The sequence below is a fragment of the Nocardia beijingensis NBRC 16342 genome, assembly GCF_001612785.1.
Lineage (GTDB): Bacteria > Actinomycetota > Actinomycetes > Mycobacteriales > Mycobacteriaceae > Nocardia > Nocardia beijingensis.
Genome location: NZ_BDBC01000069.1, coordinates 1 through 18,858, shown reverse-complemented (window position 1 = coordinate 18,858; position 18,858 = coordinate 1). Strand labels below are relative to the sequence as shown.

Below are 18,858 nucleotides of genomic sequence, written 5' to 3'. Positions count from 1 at the left end.
GGCCCCGACGCTTGTGATTCACCACACTTAATATTTTATATTGCCTCGACCGATCGACGGAGCGACGCAGTCTGCTGCTGCCCGTCCCGACTGGAGGAGAGAAGCTGGCATGCGGGGAGTTGTGTTCAACGGGGATCGCAACCTCGAGATCGCCGAATTCGCGGACCCCACACCCGGCCCCGACGACGCGGTGGTGCAGATGAAGGCCTCGGGGATGTGTGGCAGCGATCTGCGGTTCTACCGGGCGCCCGCCGGGCAGGCGTTGGCCGCCTTCGGCCTGTCCGGCGACGACGGCGGCATCATCGGCGGACACGAGCCGTGCGGCGTGGTGGTGGCACTGGGGGTGAACGTCGATCCCCGCACCGTGCGGCTCGGCGACCGGGTCATGATCCATCACTACGACGGCTGCGGCGCCTGCGACAACTGCCGGTCCGGCTGGACCCAGATGTGCAGGCGTGGCGCGGTCATCTTCGGCGCCACCGCCCACGGCGGCCACGCCGACTTCCTCAGGGTGCCCGTCCGCACCCTGGTCCCGCTGCCCGACGAACTGAGTTTCACTGCGGGCGCGGCGATTTCGTGCGGCACCGGCACCGCCTTCGGCGCGCTGCGACGGCTGCGCGTCGACGCCTGCGACACCCTGGCGGTGTTCGGTCTCGGGCCGGTCGGCCTGTCGGCGGTGCAGCTGGGTGCCGCGATGGGCGCGCGGATGATCGCCGTCGACGTGCAGGCCGACCGGGTCGCCCGGGCCCGTGAGTTCGGCGCCGCCCACACCATCGATTCGAGCGCGGACGACCCGGTGGCGGTCATCCGGGAGCTGACCGCCGGGCTCGGCGTGAGCGCCGCCCTCGACTGCTCCGGCGCCGCCGTCGCCCGCGCCGCGGCGGTTCGCGCGGCGGGGCAGTGGGGGCGGGTCGCCTTCGTCGGTGAGGGCGGGGAGGTGACCGTCGAGGTCAGCCCGGACATCATCCGTAAACAGCTCACCGTCCTCGGCTCCTACACCTTCTCGCTCACCGGCCAGGCCGACTGTGCCCGGTTCGTCGCCGATCACGGCATCGACCTCGATCGCCTGTTCACCGACCGCTGGACGCTCGGCGACGCCGTGCGCGCCTACGCGGAGTTCGACCAGCAGGCGGCGGGCAAAGCCGTCATCGAGTTCTGAGGACCGAGACCATGACGACAACCATCGACCGGACTGTCGCGGCGCCGCGCCCGGGACTGCGTGCCCGGCTCGGCCGCTCCGAACAGGCCTACTTCGTCCTCGGCATCACCGTGCTGCTGTGCGCGGCGGGCGCGGCGACCACTCCGGGGTTCCTCACCGCGGGCAACTTCGCCAGCCTGCTGCGGCTGTCGGCGGCCTTCGGCATCCTCGCCGTCGGCGCGGCAATCGTCATCCTGGGCAAGGGCATCGATCTGTCCATCGCCGGTGTGGCACTGGGCTGCGCGCAGGCCACCCTCGCCCTGATATCCGGCGGCATGCCCGAACCGCAGGCCATCGCGATCGCGGCGGTGATCGCGCTCGTCACGGGCCTGATCAACGGCGTGCTGGTCGCCTATGTGGAAGTGCCGGCGCTGTTCGTCACGCTGGCCACCGGGCTCCTGGTGATCGGCGGGGTCGACGTCTTCCTGCTCGACAGCAACTTCTACGCGCTGCCCGCCGGTTCCCGGATCGCCGAACTGAGCAACGGCGCGGTGTTCGGCGTCCCGCGCCCCGTCGTCCTTGCGGCGCTGGTGTTCCTCGCGGCCTGGCTGTTCGTCACCTATACCTCGGCCGGACGGCTCATCCGGGCCATGGGTGACAATTTCGCCACCGCCCGCGCCACCGGCGCCCCGGTGCGGCCGCTGCAAGTCGGCACCTACATGATCTCCGCGCTGCTGGCACTGCTGGCGGGGTACCTGACGGTCTCCATCCAGGGCAGCGTGCAGACCACCGTCACCTCGTTCGACCCGCTGTTGTTCACCGCGCTCACCGCGACCGTCATCGGCGGTATCTCCCTGGCGGGCGGGCGCGGCTCGATCCTCGGCGTGCTCGCGGGTTCGGTGTTCATCGCCGTGCTCGACAACCTGCTCGTCCTGCACGGACTCACCACCGCGGTCCAGGACCTCATCCGTGGCGGTGTGCTCATCGTGGCCGTCGCCCTGGACGCCTGGCTGCACCCCCGCGACGAGGAAACCGCCAAGAGCGGCGAACTCTAGCCATCCCCGAATCACCTCTCTCTCAGGAGTCTTCGACGATGAAGAACAAGATGCTCGCCCTCGCTCTCGCCTCGGCCTCGGCGATCGCCCTTGCCGGCTGTTCCACCGGTGCCCGATCGGCGAACAGTCCCGCCGCAGGCGGCGCGGGCCAGACCTTCGGCGAGACCGTTCAGCTCTTCGACGCGAGCACCAAGGTGCACGAGTCCATGCGGGGCAAGAAGGTCGCCTTCGTGCCCATCCTCTACAAGGGTTACAACCTGACGATGAACTGGGGCGCCTCCATGGAGCGCGCCTTCGGCAACCTCGGCGCCGAATTCCAGGTCTACGACCCCAATTTCGACACCGACAAGATGACCCGCATCATCAGCGACATCATCGACCGCAAGGCCGCCGACGTGCTGATCCTGCACAACCCCGACGTCGGCGTCCTCACCAAGCAGATCGCCGACGCCCAGAAGGCGGGCATCTACACGGTCGTGGTCAACATGATCTCGAGCCGGCTCGGCGACGCCTACATCGGCGTGGACAACATCGCCGCCGCCGAGGACATCACCAGCCGGGCGGTCTCGGACTGCGAGAAGCGCGGCGCTCCCAAACGACTGGCGATCATCGACGGTCCCGGCAACGACGCCGCCTCGCTGCTGTGGTCCAAAGGCGTGCACAACATCGCCGACCCGGCCGGGTTCGAGGTGGTGACCACCGCGCACAGCCAGTGGCAGAACTCCCTCGCCCAGCAGGCCGCCGAATCGATCATCCAGCAGCAGAAGACGAATGTCTGCGGCTTCCTGGTCACCTACGACCTGAACTCCATCGCGGTAGGTGACGCGGTGCAGAGCGCGGTCGCGCGCGGGGTGATCCCGGCCGACTCGCTCGGGGTCTACACCATGGCCGCCGACACCCTGTGGTGTGACGCGCTGCGCCAGGGCAAGGTGACCGCCTCGGCCTCCTACGACGTCCAGGGTGTCGGCACCGCGGCGGTGGTGGCCGCCCAGCAGCTGGTACAGACCGGCGCGCCCGCGGGCAGCACGCACACCGTGGCCTTCGTTCCGCACACGGTGGTGGACCGCGGGAACGTCGACGCCACCACCATCGCCTGCTACAAGGGGCAGTGATGGCACGCGGCATCGACGCGTTCGGGCAGACCGGCGGCTCCTGGCGCGACCGCTTCGCACCTGCTCGCACGCTGTCGGACCTGTTCGAGAAGCGCTGGATGGAAGGCGCGGTGCCGCTGGGCCTCGCCGTGGGACTGAGCGTGCTGGTCGTGCTGAGCACACCGGTCGGCCTCGCGGACGCGCCGACCATCATGGACGAAATCTCCGAGAAGGGCTTGCTCGCGATCGGCCTGACCGTCGTGCTGGTCGCGGGCGGCATCGACCTGTCGGTCGGATCGATCGTCGGATTCACCGCGATCGGGGCCATGGTGGCCGCGCGGGCATGGGAGTGGCCGATGGTTGTCGTGGCTCCCGCCGCCGTCGTGTGCGGCGCGCTGCTGGGCGCGGTCAACGGATACTTCATCGCCTACCGGAAGATGCGGCCCTTCATCACCACCCTGGTCACCCTGGTGGCCTTCGGCGGCGCGGCCGCGGCGCTGCAAAGCGCCTACAGCTTCCAGCTGAGCATGCCGAAACCCGATATCGTCTGGGACTTCCTGGGCGAGGGCTCGATCGCGCTGATTCCCACGGCCTGGGTTTTCTTCGGGTGCGTGCTGCTGGCGGCGCACGTCGGCCTCACCCGGTCCCGGTGGGGCTGGTGGGTGGCCGCGGTCGGCAGCGACCGGCGATCGGCGCGCCGCAACGGCATCCCGGTCGACCGGGTCACCTTCTTCGTCTACGTGCTGTCCGGCGCGCTTGCCGGGCTGGCCGCCCTGCTCACCTCGGCCCGGGTCGGGCGCACCGATCCCGATGTCGGACAAGGGTGGGAGCTGATGGCGCTGACCGCCGTCGTACTCGGCGGGGTAAGCCTCGCGGGCGGTCGCGGTTCGGTGCTGCGGGCGACGGTCGGCATCGTGGTCGTGCAGATCATCCAGCAGGCCACGGTCGTCATGCACCTCGAAGGTTCTTGGTACACCGTGGTTCTCGCGCTGGCGCTGCTGGTCTTCGCGGTCCTCGATCAGCAGTGGGGCAAGTACCGGCAGCGCACCGCCGAGAAGCTGAAGATCGACCCGGGCCGGATCGCCCTCGGCGAGCTCGTCGACGTGACCGTGCCCGGCACCGTCTGGACGATCAACGACAAGATGACCGACGCCACCCCGATCGGTCTCGGCCGGATCGAGGGCGCCGAGGACTGCGCCGTCGGACCCGAGGGCGAAATCTACTGCGGTGACCGCCGCGGCTGGGTCTGGCGTTTCCATGCCGACGCCCCCGACGAGGGCGAGATCTTCGCCCGCACCGGCGGTTTCCCGCTCGGTCATGCCTGGGACCGGGACGGGCGGCTGCTGGTCGCGGTCGGCGGTATGGGCGTCTACCGATTGGACGCGGACGGGGAAGCCGAACCGGTCGCCACCAAGGTGCCGCGCAGCCGGTTCTCCCTGATCGACGACTCCGGGTTGCGCGCGGTCGACGACCTCGACGTCGCCCCGGACGGCTCGATCTACGTCTCGGACTTCTCCACCCGCACCAATGCCGCCGAATACCTGGTGGAACTGGTCGAATCGCGACCCAACGGCCGCGTGGTGCGGATCGACCCCGACGGCAGCGCCGAGGTCGTCGTGTCCAACAGCGTGTTCCCCAACGGCGTCTGCACCGCGCACGACGGGCAGTCGATCCTCATCGCCTCCACCGGCTTGTGCCGGGTGGACCGGCTGTGGATCGCAGGCCCGAAACAGGGGCAGCTGGAGCCGGTCCTGGAGAACCTGCCGGGCAATCCCGACAACCTCAACCGGTCCTCCGACGGCAACTACTGGCTGCCCTTCGTCTCGCTGCGCACGCCGATGTCGGACCTGCTCAACCGCTACCCGGCGGTGCGCAGGAGGATGACCAAGGAAGTGCCTCTCGACAGCTGGGTGGTGCCGCAGCTCAATGTCTCGTGCGTGATGAAGTTCAGTGATCGGGGCGAGATCCTGCAAGTGCTCTGGGATTCCACGCTGGCGGCGCACCCGATGGTGACTTCGGTGAAGGAACGCGCCGGGCAGCTTTATCTGTGCGGTGTCAGCAACAACCGCATCGGCCGGCTCACCCTGGACCCGGGCGAGGTCGGCTCCATCGATCCGGCGCAGGTCCCCGGCCTGATCGTGCCCGGCCGCCCGATGGCGGGGGCGGACCGATGAATCGTGCTTTGACCACCCTGAAGGAATGGATCAATCCCGGCTGGGCCCGGCACCGCAGCGTGCCCCCTTTCGAGGCCGGATTGCGTCCGAACCGGCGGCTCGACGATGCCGAGCTGCTGTTGCCCGCGGGGGATCACGCACCCGACGACGTGCTCGTGCGCCCCGGTGGGCAAATCGTCTTCTCCAGTGGGAACACGGTTTTCACCCTCGACGGCGGAACGGCCGCGCCGCACGCCGTCGTCGGTGGTCGCGCGGGCAGCCTCCTCGACACCGGTGACGATCTGATCGTCGCGGTCGACGGCGTTGGCCTGGTCCGGATCGACCGCCGCGGCGGCACCCACGACCTGTGCACCGACCCGCTGGTGGCCACCGGTGTCACCGATCTGACCCGGCTGCCCGACGGCGCGCTGCTGGCGACGATCGGCTCGGTGGAACCCGCGCACCGGGACTGGGCGCAGGCCCTGGTCGCAGGCGACCGATCCGGCCGGATCGTGCGCGTGGATCTCGCGCGCGCCGAAATCGCCGCCGACGGTCTCGCCCGCCCCAGCGGCATCGAGATCGCTTCGGACACGGAGGTTCTGATCTCCTTGGGCTTCGAGCACCGCATCGAACGGAGGCGCATCGACGCCCTGAACCGGCCCGGTGTACCAGTCGGCAGCAGGTTGCCGGTCTACCCGGGGCGCATTCGCGCCGCGGGCGACGGCTGGTGGGTCGCGGCGCCCTATGCCCGCAACCGTTTCACCGAACTGCTGCTCGACGAACCCGAGCTGCTCGCCGAGATGCGGGCGACCATCCGCCCCGACGAATGGTTCGTGCCACGCTTGCGCTGCGCCAACCCCTACACCGACACGCTGCAACTGGGGCAGCTGCGCGTCCTGGGGGTGGTGAAACCCTGGGCGCCGGCCCGATCCTACGGCCTGGCCTTCCGTCTCGACGCCCGCGGCCGGATCACCGAGAGCCTGCACTCGCGTGCCGACGGTGACCGCCACGGCATCACCGGTGTGGCGGCGGGACCGCACAAAATCATTCTGGCGGCCAACGGCTTCGGCAACCTCCTGTGCGCCGGGCCGCGGAACAAGAGGAGTCTGCCGTGACCGGGAAAACCATCGAGCCGGTCATCCGGCTGGCCGGTGTCAGCAAGCACTACAGCGGCACCTACGCCTTGCGCGACGTCGACTTCGACGTGCGTCCCGGCGAGATCCACGCGCTGCTCGGCGAGAACGGCGCGGGTAAGTCCACCCTCGTGAAGGTGATCTCGGGCGCGATCGGCCACGACGCGGGCACCCTCACCGTCGGCGGCCGGGAACGCCGCTTCGCCACACCCAAGGAGTCCGCCCAGGCCGGCGTTGCCATGGTCTACCAGGAGGGCTCCCTGGTGGAGTCCATGACGGTGGCGCAGAACCTGTTCCTCGGTGACGAGAAGCCGTTCAACAACCTCTCCCAGCTCAATGTGGTGGCGCGCGAGCTACTGGAATCCCACAACTTCCACATCCGGCCGGAGATGACCGCGGGCGCGCTGGGTATCGCGCAGAAGCAGATGGTCGAGATCGCCCGCGCGGTGCACCGCAACGCCACCCTGGTCATCCTCGACGAGCCGACGGCCTCGGTCACCCCCGAGGAACGGCTCCAACTGTTCCTCTCCATGCGCAGGCTCAAGCGCCGCGGCATCGGCGTCGTCTTCATCACCCACATGCTCGACGAAGCCTTCGAGGAAGCCGATCGCATCACCGTCCTGCGCGACGGACAGGTCCAGGGCACCCTGGACAAACCCGCATTCGACCGCACCGAGGTGGTGCGGATGATGGTGGGGCGCAGCGTCGAATACCAGCGGGTGCCGCCAGGGCGCGAACCCGGCCCGGCGCCGGTGCTCGAGGTCGACGACCTCACCCTGCTGCCCGCCGTCCGCAACATGTCCTTCTCCGCGCATCCGGGGGAGATCGTCGGCATCTACGGTCTCGTCGGAGCGGGACGCAGCGAGACGGCGATGATCGTCGGCGGGGTGGCCAAACGGCGGCGGCTGCGCGGCGGGACCGTCCGGCTGGCCGGGCGCCCGGTGCGGTTCCGCACCCCGCGCCACGCTCGCCGCGCCGGGATCGTCTACGTCACCGAGGACCGCAAGGCCTCCGGCTTCTTCGGGCACTTCTCCATCGCCGACAACATCTATTTCGGCCACCTGTGCAGCGCGGCGCGCCTGCCGCTGCTGGTGCGGCCGGGGGAGCGCAAGTCGGTGGCGCGCAGATTCGTCGAACGATTCCACGTGCGCACGCTGCAACCGGAGCGGGCGAAGCTCGAGGAACTCAGCGGAGGCAACCAGCAGAAGGTGGTACTGGCCAAGAGCCTGACCCGTACCCCGCTGGTGGCCATCATCGACGAACCGACCCGCGGCGTCGACCTCGGCACCATCACCGAGATCCACGCCATGATCCGCGCGCTGGCCGACGACGGCGTCGCGGTGGTGGTCATCTCCTCCTACCTGCCAGAGATCCGGGCGCTGTCCGACCGCATCCTGGTCGCCAAACAGGGCAGCATCGTCGCCGAGTTCGACCCCGACGAGGCCGACGACACCAGGCTGATGTTCGCCGCGGTGCACTGACCGGCCCGTTCGCCGCCGTGCCCGCCCGTGCGGCGGCGAACGGGGGAAGGATCCTTCCCAGGAAGAGGCTCGTCCTGTCGGTACCGGTCACCGGGTCGCAGAGTGGAGTCATCGAGACGACACGAGCGAGCAGAGGACAGCACATGGAGGACATCGAGTTCCGCAACGCCACCGTCACCCTGGCGGGCACCCTGTATCTGCCCGCGGAGTTCTCCGAGGACGACACCTACCCGGCTATCGTCGCCGTGCACCCTGGCGGCGGTGTCAAAGAGCAGACGGCGGGACTGTACGCGGAGGAACTCGCGGCCCAGGGCTTCGTCACCCTGGCCTTCGATGCCTCGCACCAGGGTGAGAGCGGCGGGCTGCCCCGGCACCTGGAGGACCCGGCGGCCCGCGTGGCCGACATCCGTGCCGCCGTCGACTACCTGTCCACCCTGCACTACGTGGACGCGGACCGGATCGGCGCGTTCGGTGTGTGCGCAGGCGGCGGGTACGCGATCAACGCGACCATGACCGACCGGCGGATCAAGGCTGTCGGCGCCGTCAGCCCGGTCGACATCGGCGCGACCTTCCGCAACGGCTGGGACGGCTGCGCGCCGGTCGAGACCCAGATCGCCACCCTGGACGCGGTGGCCGCGCAGCGGGCCGCCGAGGCCGCCGGTGGGAAGGTCGCCGAGATCAACTACGTCCCCGAGACCGTGGACGAGACCACTCCCGCCGACCTGGTCGAGGCGCACGACTACTACCGCACGCCACGCTGTCAGCACCCCAACTCCGACAACCGGATGCTGTTCACCGCGAGCGTGCCGCGCATCTTCGCCTTCGACGCCTTCGACCGCGCCGAGGAACTCCTCGACCGGCCGGTCCTGCTGGTCGCGGGCACCGCGGCGGGGTCGCTGTGGCAGGCCGAGAACCTGCACAAGCGACTGCCGGAGACCACCGCGCTGGTCCTCGTCGATGGCGCCGGCCACGTGGGTCTCTACGACAAGCGTGAATACGTCGATCAGGCGGTCGCCGCGCTGACACCGTTCTTCACCGAAAAGCTTTGACCGAAAACACGATTCGCGGGCGCGGCATCGCTGACGCGGTGCCGGGCCCGCGGCCTTGCCCGGGGCGGCAGCACCGCTGGTCTGCCGACGGGCCCGGCTGTCGCCGTTCGGAACATGAGATCCCGGTCGAAACGCAGGGAGGCCGGGGTTCACGACTGCGGTCAGCAACGTCGTCGTGATCACCCAGAAGGTTGAGTCGGGTCCGGTGTGCAGGGTCCCGGCCAGCCGCGGAGGCTTGCGGGCCGGTGGTCGTCGGCACGACAGCGGCCGGCAGACCGGCGAAGGCGAGCGCCGCCACCACGGTCCGGGCGTGATAGGTGCTGACCTGCTCGGTTCCCGCCAGGCTCCCGGGCGGGGCACACCGAAGACGGGAACGGGGACGACCTGCGGTCTTCGCGTGGTCAGTTGGGAATCGAAGCGGACTACAGGCTGTAGACGGCCGGGCGGTGATCGTAAGTGTTTGAACTCCTGAGCGGGTCAGGGGTCCGGTAGCTCCACAGAGTAGTAGGTCAGGTGCGGTCGGAGACCGGGTCTGACCTGCTTTCTGCCTTCTTACCTGCGCTTACCGCCCGTTTTGCTCCGGGCGGGACGGCCGCTTCGCCGTACGTGATCATGCGTTCCGCGCGGCGCGCTTTGAGGAAGGCGCCCAGGCGGTCATGGGCGTGTTCCTTCCTCGGGCTCGGAGCTCGGTATCCCGGACCCCGAGCCCGGTCGGCGCTCAGGACAGGACGACTGCCCGGGCGCCGTTCTCGCCTGCGCAATATTCGACCGCTTTGCCGATGTCGCCGAAGTCGAAGGTCTCGGTGACCAACTGGTCCAGCAAGAGCGCGCCCCGCTGATAGAGCTCGACGAGCTGGGGGATGTCGCGTTTGACGTGCGCCGAGCCGTACAGGCAACCCTTGACGGTCTTGCCGGACATGACGACGTTGTTGAAAACCTCGCTGACAGCGACGCCCGGTCCGGCGCCGACGAGGACGGCGGTGCCGCCGCGGCGGGCCATGGCGACGGCTTGATCGACGGTTTCCTGCCGACCCGCCACTTCGATCACCACATCGGCGCCGCGGCGCCCGGTGAGCTGCTGCACCTTCTTGACCACATCGGGTCCCGCGGTGAGGGTGTGTGTGGCGCCGAGTTCGTCGGCCAGTGCGAGCCGGTCGGTGTGGACATCGATGGCGATGATGGTGGTGGCGCCGGCGATCCGAGCGCCCTGGACGGCGTTGAGTCCGACGCCGCCGCAGCCGATGACCGCGACCGCGTCGCCCACCCGGACGCCGCCGGTCTTCACCGCGGCACCGAATCCGGTGAGCACACCGCAGCCGAGCAGTGCCGCCGAAGCGATGGGTACCCGGTCGGAGATCCGGATGGCCGCCCCGGCGGGGACGACGGTGCGCTGGGAGAAGGTGCCCAGTCCACAGAACTGGCGCACCGGTGTGCCGTCGAGGCTCATCCTGGTGCTGCCGTCGGGCAGGGTGTGGGCGCCGAGCATGGTGCGCGGCCGACCGCACAGGTGCTGTTCGGCACGCTGGCAGTAGTAGCAGGTGCCGCAGCTCGCCAGCCACGACAGCACCACGTGGTCGCCGACCGAGAGGTTCTCGACACCGGCGCCGACGGCGGTGACGACGCCCGCGCCCTCGTGCCCGAGTACCAACGGTAGCGGCGCGGGGAGTTTCCCGGAGAAGACGCCGACATCGGAATGACAGATGCCGGTCGCCTTCACATCGACGGTGACCTCACCGGGACCGGGGTCGGCGACGTCGAGGTCGGCGAGCCGTAGTGGCGCGCCTACGTGTTCGAACAGTGCTGCTCGTGTCATGGGTTCGTCTCCGTGGTTGTGGTCTGTCCGTAGGTGTCGCGCAGAACGTTCTTGAGGACCTTGCCGTTGGCGTTGCGGGGCAACTCGTCGACGAAGTAGAAGTGTTTGGGAACTTTGTATTTGGCCAGGCGTTCGCCCAGCCAGGACCGGAGCTCCGCCACGTCGATGGCGCTGCCCTGCGCGGCGACGATCAGCGCCGCGCCGACCTCGACGTAGCGATCGTCCGCGACCCCGATGACCGCGGCGTCGGCGATGTCGGCATGTCCGGTGAGCACCATCTCGATCTCGGCGGGGTAGACGTTCTCCCCACCGCTGCGGTACATGTCCTTGGCTCGTCCGGCGATGGTGAGGAAGCCGTCGGCGTCGACGCGGCCGAGGTCGCCGGAGTGGCACCAGCCGTCGACGAAGGTGGCGCGGTTGTCCTCGGGGCGGTTCCAATAGCCGATGCTCACCCCGCCGCTGCGGACGCAGATCTCGCCGACCTCGTCGATGTCGGTGGGTGAGCCGTCGGGGCGGATGACCTTGACCTCGGTCATCGCCTGGGGCGTGCCGATGCTGCTCTCGTGGCCGCGGGCGACATCGAATTCCAGGCTGGTGCTCACCGCGCCGCCTTCGGTGAGGCTATAGGACTGGACGAGTTCGACGCCGGGTAGCCGGTTGGCGAGTTCGTCGTAGACCCAGGGCATGACGATGTCACCGCCGGTGACGATGCGCCGTAGGGTCTGCGGCACCAGGTAGGTGATGTCTTCGCCGCTGCGCAGCAGCTCGAACAGCATGAACGGGTAGAGCAACATGTCGGTGGCGTTGTGCTGGTCGCCGACGCGGAGGAAGTTCTCGAGGGTGAAACTGCCCGACGGGAAGGCGATGGCGGTGCCGTGGGTGAGCAGGGCGGGAAGCAACAGGACCTCGAATCCGCCGGCGTGGAACAGCGGTCCGCTGGTCTGAGACACGGTGGAGCTGTCGATCCGCCAGCGCTGGGCCTGGATCGAGCCGATCCACAGGGCGTTGCCGTGCGAGAACAGGGCGCCCTTGGGGCGTCCGGTGGTCCCCGACGAATACATCAGCGACACCGGGTCTTCGGAGGAGACGACGGGAAAGCCGGTCGCGTCCGATTCCTCGGCGGCGAAGACCGACAGTGGCGTTGCTCCGTCGAGTGCTCCGGGCTCGCCGCGCACGACGTAGGTACCGGCGGTGACGCCGTCGCGGATGGCCGCCACGAGGGCGGCGAACTCGGCGTCGAGCACGAGCACCCCGGGGTCGGAGTCGTTGAGCGCGAACTGCAGTTCCGGTGCGGTGAGCCGCCAGTTGAGGCGTACCGCGATCGCGCCGACGCGCCCGATCGCCAGGTAGAGCGCGACGTAGTCGGTGGAGTTGCGCAGCAGCAGTCCGACCCGGTCGCCCTTGCGCACTCCCGCCTGCTGCAGGGCCCGTGCGTAGCGCAGTTCGGTGGCGCGCAGGTCGAGCCAGCTCAGTGCGGCTTCTCCGCCGAGTGCGACAGCGGGGCGGTGGGGGTCGACCGCGGGCATCTGGGCGGCGATCGCGTCGGTGATGAAGTTCAGGCTCAGCGCCATGGGGTGCTCCGGTGAGTGAGGCGGCAGTGACTCATTCGGTGTTCCTTGTCTGTCAGAGGATCGCTCCAGTGGCGCGAAGAGCATCGATGTCCGGTGGGTCGAAGCCCCAGTCGATGAGTGCGCGTGAGGTATTCGCTCCGGCGGGGACCGCGGGGCCCTGCACGGCACCGGGTGTCCGGCTGAATCTCGGCGCGGGGGCAGGCTGGAGGACCCCGTCCACCGGGACGAAACTGTGTCGTGCCCTGGCGTGTTCGTGTCGCAGGGCTTCGTCCAGGTCGAGGACCGGGGTGGTGCAGGCTTCGCGTCCGGCGAAGGCGGCTTCCCATTCCATGCGGGTTCGGGTGCCGAATACGGCCGCGAGCCTGGTACGCACCCGTGGCCATTGCGTGCGGTCCCATTGGATGTCGGCGAGTTCTGGTTCGAGCCCGAGCACATCGAGGAGTTCGGCGAAGAAGGCGGCCTCGATCGCGCCGACTGCCATCCAGCCGCCGTCTGCGGTCTCGTACACGGTGTAGAACGGGGCGCCACCGTCGAGCATGTTGGTTCCGCGCTCGAGTCCGTGCATCCCCACTTGTCGCTGTCCGTAGAAGACACCGCCCAGCAGGGCGATCCCGTCCACCATGGCGGCGTCGACCACCTGACCGCGGCCGCTGCCGCGCGCTTCCCACAGCGCCGCCAGCAAACCCATCGCCAGCATGAGTCCACCACCGGCGTAGTCGCCGAGCAGATTCAGCGGGATCGCCGGGGGGCCGCCCGCCGGACCCATGGCCGCCAGCAGACCGGACAGCGACAGGTAGTTCAGATCGTGGCCGGCGGTTCGGCTCAGTGGTCCGTCCTGTCCCCAACCCGTCGCTCGGCCATAGACCAAGCGAGGGTTGCGGGCCAGGCAGTCCTCGGGTCCGACGCCGAGGCGCTCGGTGACCCCGGGCCGGTTGCCCTCCAAGAGCGCATCTGCCCGTTCGACCAGACGCAGCACGGTGTCCACGCCGTCGGGATGTTTGAGATCCACGGCGACCGAGCGGCGCCCGCGATCGTTGACGAAGGCCGGTTGCCGTCCGTTGCTCGCGCCGAGGTCGGTGCGCAGAGCGCCCACGGCGCTGGGCCGGTCGATCCGCAGAACTTCGGCGCCGAGGTCGCTGAGCAGCATTCCGCACCACGGCCCCGGGCCGAGCCCGGCCAATTCGATGATCTTGAGGCCGTGTAGGGGGCCCTGCCTGGCTGCGGGCTCGGCATCGGTGGACGGTGTCATCGGTTCGCGGGTCACGGGTTCACGCCCCGATGAGGATCTGCTTGAGTTCGGTGAATCCCAGAATTCCCTCTGGTCCCGATTCGCGGCCCCAGCCGGAGGCGCCGACGCCGCCGAACGGCGCGCTCATCACGGGGCCGAACGAGTTGACCGCGACGGCGCCGGAGCGGATGCGACCCGCCACCTCGACACCGAGGGCGGTGTCGGCGGTGAACACCGCGCCCGACAGGCCGAAGGTTGTCGCGTTGGCCAGACGCACTGCATCGTCGAGATCGCGGTAGACCTGCACGGCCGTGACCGGCCCGAACACTTCTCGCTGCACGAGGTCGGAGTGTTCGCCGACACCGGTGAACAAGGTCGGTTCGTGGAACCATCCGCAGCTCAGATGGTCGGGCCGGCGACCGCCGGTGACCAGCCGCGCGCCATCGGCTTCGGCCGCGGCGACGAAATTCTCGGTGCGCCGCAGCGCCGCCTCGTTGATCAGCGGACCCAGATGGGTCTTCGGGTCGAGCGGGTCACCGATGGTCAACCGCTCCCAGCCGGAGCGGAGACTATCGATCACCTCGTCGTGGCGGCGCTCGGAGACGAGGATCCGCGACAGCGAGGCGCAGACCTGACCGGTGCCGTTGGTGGCGCCGGGCACGAGGGCCCGCAGTGTCCGGTCGAGGGGAGCGTCGTCGAGAATCAGCGCCGGCGACTTGCCGCCGAGTTCGAGCTGGGTTCGCGCGTAGCGTCCGTGGGTCGCGGCAAGGACGTCCTGCGCGGCGACGTGCCCGCCGGTGAGCGAGACCAGATCGACCCGAGGATCACGTGTCAGGGCCTGACCGACCTCGACCGGGCCGCACACGATGTTGACCACACCGGCGGGAAAGCCCGCCCGCAGTGCGCAGTCGGCGACCAGGGCCATCGTGAGATGGGATTCCGGCGCTGCCTTGATCACCACCGGACAGCCCGCCAGCAGCGCGGGAACGACCTTGGACGCGATCGTGACGACGGGGCCGTTGTAGGGCAGGATCGCCACCACCACCCCGACCGGTTCCCGCCGTAGCAGCACATCGCCCAGTTCGGACGAACGGCGGTCCTCGCGCAATATCGCCTCGGCACTGCCGACTGCCGAGCGCCACGCGGCGGTCGTGCCGAACCGGTGTAAAGCGCGGCCGTGTCGCAGCGGCATTCCTGCCTCGACTGCCCACACCACCTCCAGTTGCGGGGCGCGGGCGTCGAGGAGATCGAACCAGCGCGCGGTCGCCGCGATCCGCTCGGCGAGGCCGGTGCGTGCCCAGGTCTCGCGGGCCGCGTCGGCGGCATCGATGGCCGCGATACCGTCAGCAACCGACGGGTGCCGCACGACGGTGACCGGCAGGCCGGTGGAGGGCGACACGATGGTGTAGCGATCCCCGGTGGCGGGCCGCAAGGTTCCTCCGATCAGCACGTCGTCGGGGTGCGCGACGTCCACGCTGGAAATTTCCACGATTCCACCTTCTGCCGGTGTGACGGTCGGCGGAGAGCCGCGAACAGCTCTCTTCAACTAACCAGAAATTCTATAGTGGAGTAGATTATATATTATGCTGGACGGTGGCAAGCTGCCGCAGTGTAAGGTTCGGTGGAATCACCGCAGTGTGGGGATCGCCGCGACAGCGTGGGCGTACCCGGTCGGACAGGGAGGTTTGCTGTTGAGCGCGCCGCACGTAGGTACCGAGCGCATCGGTGCCGGCGAGCCCCGGACCAGGGCCATGCGCAAACGTGCCGAACGCGTCCGGCTGATCGAGCACACCGCGGCGCGGCTGTTCGCCGAAGGCGGCTATGAGGCAACCAACTTCGAGGCCATCGGTGCCGTCCTCGACATGCGTGGCTCCAGCCTCTACTACTACTTCCCCTCCAAAGAGGAACTCTTCCTCCGCTGCATGGAGCACGCGGCCGCCGAAGTGTTTCCCCGCTTGCGGGTCATCGCGGAATCGGCAGGCCCACCGCTCGACCGGCTCCGGCGGATGTTCCGCGAAGAAGCCGTCATCACCCTGGCCGAGTATCCGGAATTCGTTCCGCTCTTCCTCAAGGTCCAGGTGCCGATCCAGGCGCTCGAGCAGCGGCGCGACGAACTCCGGCGAGAGCAGACGTCGATCTTTCGTGCCGTGGTCGACGAACTCGCCACCGCGCCGGAGGTCATCTCCGCCGACCGCTTGCACATCACCCTGAACCTCGCCCTGGGTGGGTTGGCCCTCATCGGCGAATGGTTCGACGCCAGTAGCGGTCTCGGTGTCGAGGAATTCGCCGAGGAGGTGTCCGGGGCACTGGTCGGTATGTTCACCGCCGGATCCTGAGCGAGGTCGCGAGGCGGCGGCGATTCAGGAATCCGCCGCAGCCGGGGAAGCTCCCGGCACCGGCACCCCCACCGCGGCGTCGCCGACGCGGCGGACGCGCGACAGTGCCACCGCCGTGACCGCCGCGATGATCAACGGGACGATGACCGCGAGGTACATCGTGCGCGGGGTCAGCACACTCAGCGCATACCCCGCGACGATCGGCGACAGAATCGCCCCGGCGCGTCCGACGCCCATCATCGCCCCGTATCCCTTGGCTCGTGCGAGTACGGGGTAGACCGCTGTGGAGGTCGCGGTGTAGCCGGTCAGCGCGGCGTAGATCGCCGCGCCGAGCACGGTCGCCGTCGTCAGCGCGAGCGGCCCGCGCAGGGTCACCGCGAACACCGCGATCGCGACGGCCGCCACCAGCGAGGTCACCGCGGCTATGCGAGCGCCGGCGAACCTCAGTCCGACCGCGCCGAAAGCCGTACCGCCGATCACCGCACCGAGTCCGATCATGATGCCGGCCAGCGCGCCGCTGCCCGCGTCACCGCTGGCGTTCTTGATCAGCTGCGGTGTCCAGGTCCCCACGAAGTAGTAGGCGGCGGTCAGCATCGAATATCCTCCGGCCAGCAGCACCGTGCGTGTGCGCAGCGCGTGCCCGAGAAGCGAATTCGCGCGCGGGAGTACGATTTCGCGCTCTCGCGGCGCGGCAGCCCGGCGAGCGAGGAAGTCGGGGGACTCACGCAGGAAGACGGCAGTCACTACCAGCGACAACGCGCCGAGCGCGGCGCCGACCCAGAACATGCCCTGCCAGGCGCCACCGACCCAGGTGATGAGTCCCGCGCCGGCGAAGCCCGCCAGCATCGTGCCGACCGGATAGCCGATCATCACGATGCCGAGTGCGATGCTGCGGCGGTTTTCTGGGGCGCTCTCCTGGCCGATCACGACGATCACGACACTGATCATGCCGATGGCGATGCCGGTGACGAACCGTGTCACCAGCAAGGACTCGAAGTTCGTGGACAGCGCCGAGGCCGCGAGCCCGAGGGTGTTGACCGCGAGGCCGACCAGCAGGACCCGTCGACGGCCGTAGATGTCGGCGAACCGGGCAAGCCCTATCGCGCCGACCGCCATTCCTGCGAGCGCGGCGCTGACGAGGTAGCCCTTCTGCGCGTTCGAGGCGAAACCGTCCGGCAGGTGGGGCATCGCGAAGCCCATCACCAGCACGTCGTATCCGTCCAGCATGTTCAGGAACGCGCAGAACAGCACGACCGCGAATTGGCTACGTCGGTCGCGACCGGCGGTGACGGGGGTTGGGTGTGAACTCATCGGGTCTTCCTTGCTTTGCGGAGAATGCCGCGCGCTCCAGGTGAAGGCGGCGGGGCTGCCATGGGAGGGGAGTGGCGGTTCGGAACGGGATGCCGGATCGACGAGAGTTCGGACCAGAGGCTGTACCCGATACCAGCCTACGAGATTGTGCACGAAATATTGTCAATTTCGGCGAGAAGCTGGCGGCGACCCCCTCGACAGGGTCCGGCGTGGGCTCTCGGCAGTGAGCGTCTGTTCCGGTCGGGGCAGCGTGCTGGTCGTCCATGTTGTTGCAGGTAGAGGCAAAATCAACTCATCTGTTGAAAATCGATGAGCGCGAAGATAGTATGCGTTCAGCCTGTGACCCAGGACACAAGAGTGGTTTCGTGCTGGTGAACTGGCGCGATTGAAAATACACAATACATAATGCCTAGCGGTCCTTTCGGGTCGCCGGGGCATCCCTGGCAAGACATTGGAGTCCCCATGGCAACACCGAAGCCCGTCCGCCGCGTGTGGGCACTGGACGCACCGCAACTCACTGTCGACTGCGGCATTCTGATGCTCGGGTCCGGCGGTGTGCAGGAAACCATCCCGGCTCCGACGTTTCTCATAGAACACGACGAGGGACTGCTGATCTTCGACGCCGGTCTGGCCACCGTGGGCGCCGGTGACCCGGCCGTCGCTTACGGCGAGCTCGCCGCGGCGTTCCGGATCGACTTTCCCGAGGAGTACCGGCTCGACCGCCAGATCGAAGCCATCGGCTACACCACCCGCGATGTCCGCCGGGTCGTGTTGTCGCATATGCACTTCGACCACACCGGCGGACTCGATCTCTTCCCGCACGCGCAGGGCTTCATCGGCGCCGGTGAACTGCGTTACGCCAAGACGCCCTCGAACCTCGACGCGGCCTTCTTCCGGGAGGACGACATCGCGGCGGCGCAGAAGATTGCCTGGAACGAGGTTCCCGCAGGCTACGACCACGACCTCTTCGGTGACGGCAGCATCACCCTGCTCTCGCTGCACGGGCACACCCCCGGCACACTCGGTCTGAAACTGCGCATGCCCGACGACAGCACGCTCGTGCTCACCAGCGACGCGGCGCACAAGTGGGACAACGTCGACCTGACCATCGGCATGCCGTTCGATGTCGACCGGCCGAACAAGCACAGCTCCTTGCAGAAGATCAAACTACTGGCCAGCCAGCCCGGAACAACCGTCTGGATCAGCCACGATCCGACCGACTGGGCCGAGCTGCGCGCGGGCGGTGCGGAGATCACCAGCGCCACTTCGCTGCGCGGTCCCGCCGAACACGTGGTGACGGCGTGAAAACGCCGGCAGCAGTGATCAATGCGGGAAGCACCGAGCTCGAGCTGCGCGAGCTGGAGGTCGACGTGCCCGGCTTCGGCGAGGTCCGCGTCCGGTTCGTCGCTTCGGGCCTGTGCCAATCGGACTATCACTTCATCGACGGTGTCCTGGGCCCGCTGGTCGATGTGCATCACGAGACGAGATCCTGAAGCCGG

15 protein-coding genes are annotated in these 18,858 nt (G+C 68.6%); 10 read left to right on the top strand and 5 right to left on the bottom strand.

Annotated elements, in window-relative coordinates; translation table 11 throughout:
* Positions 1–109: 109 nt before the first annotated feature.
* The 7 genes from NB3_RS31005 to NB3_RS30975 are packed head-to-tail and all read left to right on the top strand — an operon-like array spanning position 110 to position 9,100.
* Entirely contained in the window at positions 110–1,159 is a 1,050-nt protein-coding gene (locus NB3_RS31005) for a zinc-dependent alcohol dehydrogenase family protein (RefSeq protein ID WP_067810314.1), read from the top strand.
* 11 nt (positions 1,160–1,170) lie between these two features.
* Positions 1,171–2,193 carry an ABC transporter permease gene (locus NB3_RS31000; protein ID WP_067810312.1) on the top strand — a complete coding sequence of 341 codons (1,023 nt, stop codon included), beginning with the start codon at positions 1,171–1,173 and terminating at the stop codon, positions 2,191–2,193.
* A gap of 38 nt (positions 2,194–2,231) precedes the next feature.
* Positions 2,232–3,305: a sugar ABC transporter substrate-binding protein gene (locus tag NB3_RS30995; protein ID WP_067810311.1), complete on the top strand. Its 1,074-nt coding sequence runs from the start codon at positions 2,232–2,234 to the stop codon at positions 3,303–3,305.
* The gene (locus NB3_RS30990) at positions 3,305–5,458 is read left to right on the top strand and encodes an ABC transporter permease (protein WP_067810310.1); all 2,154 of its coding nucleotides are present in this window, start codon (positions 3,305–3,307) and stop codon (positions 5,456–5,458) included. The genes NB3_RS30995 and NB3_RS30990 overlap by 1 nt, the downstream gene beginning before the upstream one ends.
* Positions 5,455–6,552 (top strand): SMP-30/gluconolactonase/LRE family protein, encoded by a 1,098-nt coding sequence (locus NB3_RS30985; protein ID WP_157112110.1) that lies wholly within the window; start codon positions 5,455–5,457, stop codon positions 6,550–6,552. Before NB3_RS30990 ends, NB3_RS30985 begins: the two co-directional genes overlap by 4 nt.
* A complete protein-coding gene (locus NB3_RS30980) occupies positions 6,549–8,051 on the top strand; it encodes a sugar ABC transporter ATP-binding protein (RefSeq protein ID WP_218020672.1) in 1,503 nt (500 codons plus the stop codon). The genes NB3_RS30985 and NB3_RS30980 overlap by 4 nt, the downstream gene beginning before the upstream one ends.
* A 17-nt stretch (positions 8,052–8,068) precedes the next feature.
* Positions 8,069–9,100, top strand: a complete 1,032-nt coding sequence (locus NB3_RS30975; protein WP_494407866.1) for an alpha/beta fold hydrolase — start codon at positions 8,069–8,071, stop codon at positions 9,098–9,100.
* Between the two features lie 718 nt (positions 9,101–9,818).
* Here NB3_RS30975 and NB3_RS30970 read toward each other — a convergent pair.
* The 4 genes from NB3_RS30970 to NB3_RS30955 are packed head-to-tail and all read right to left on the bottom strand — an operon-like array spanning position 9,819 to position 15,201.
* Positions 9,819–10,913 carry a Zn-dependent alcohol dehydrogenase gene (locus NB3_RS30970; RefSeq protein WP_067810305.1) on the bottom strand — a complete coding sequence of 365 codons (1,095 nt, stop codon included), beginning with the start codon at positions 10,911–10,913 and terminating at the stop codon, positions 9,819–9,821.
* A complete protein-coding gene (locus NB3_RS30965) occupies positions 10,910–12,484 on the bottom strand; it encodes a class I adenylate-forming enzyme family protein (RefSeq protein WP_169810770.1) in 1,575 nt (524 codons plus the stop codon). The genes NB3_RS30970 and NB3_RS30965 overlap by 4 nt, the downstream gene beginning before the upstream one ends.
* 52 nt (positions 12,485–12,536) lie before the next feature.
* Positions 12,537–13,733, bottom strand: coding sequence for a CaiB/BaiF CoA transferase family protein (locus tag NB3_RS30960; RefSeq protein WP_067810372.1), 1,197 nt, complete (start codon positions 13,731–13,733; stop codon positions 12,537–12,539).
* Between the two features lie 19 nt (positions 13,734–13,752).
* On the bottom strand, positions 13,753–15,201 hold the full coding sequence (locus NB3_RS30955; RefSeq protein WP_169810769.1) for an aldehyde dehydrogenase family protein: 1,449 nt from the start codon (positions 15,199–15,201) through the stop codon (positions 13,753–13,755).
* 94 nt (positions 15,202–15,295) lie between these two features.
* On the opposite strand from NB3_RS30955, the gene NB3_RS30950 reads away from it, so the two are divergent.
* A complete protein-coding gene (locus NB3_RS30950) occupies positions 15,296–16,048 on the top strand; it encodes a TetR/AcrR family transcriptional regulator (RefSeq protein WP_084823822.1) in 753 nt (250 codons plus the stop codon).
* Positions 16,049–16,072: 24 nt separating this feature from the next.
* Here NB3_RS30950 and NB3_RS30945 read toward each other — a convergent pair whose 3' ends face one another.
* A complete protein-coding gene (locus tag NB3_RS30945; protein ID WP_067810297.1) occupies positions 16,073–17,359 on the bottom strand; it encodes an MFS transporter in 1,287 nt (428 codons plus the stop codon).
* A gap of 462 nt (positions 17,360–17,821) precedes the next feature.
* Between NB3_RS30945 and NB3_RS30940 the strand changes: the two genes are divergently transcribed.
* Together NB3_RS30940 and NB3_RS35385 are read left to right on the top strand one after the other, a co-directional pair.
* The gene (locus NB3_RS30940) at positions 17,822–18,664 is read left to right on the top strand and encodes an N-acyl homoserine lactonase family protein (RefSeq protein ID WP_067810296.1); all 843 of its coding nucleotides are present in this window, start codon (positions 17,822–17,824) and stop codon (positions 18,662–18,664) included.
* The gene (locus tag NB3_RS35385) at positions 18,661–18,852 is read left to right on the top strand and encodes a hypothetical protein (RefSeq protein ID WP_157112109.1); all 192 of its coding nucleotides are present in this window, start codon (positions 18,661–18,663) and stop codon (positions 18,850–18,852) included. Before NB3_RS30940 ends, NB3_RS35385 begins: the two co-directional genes overlap by 4 nt.
* Positions 18,853–18,858: the final 6 nt, after the last annotated feature.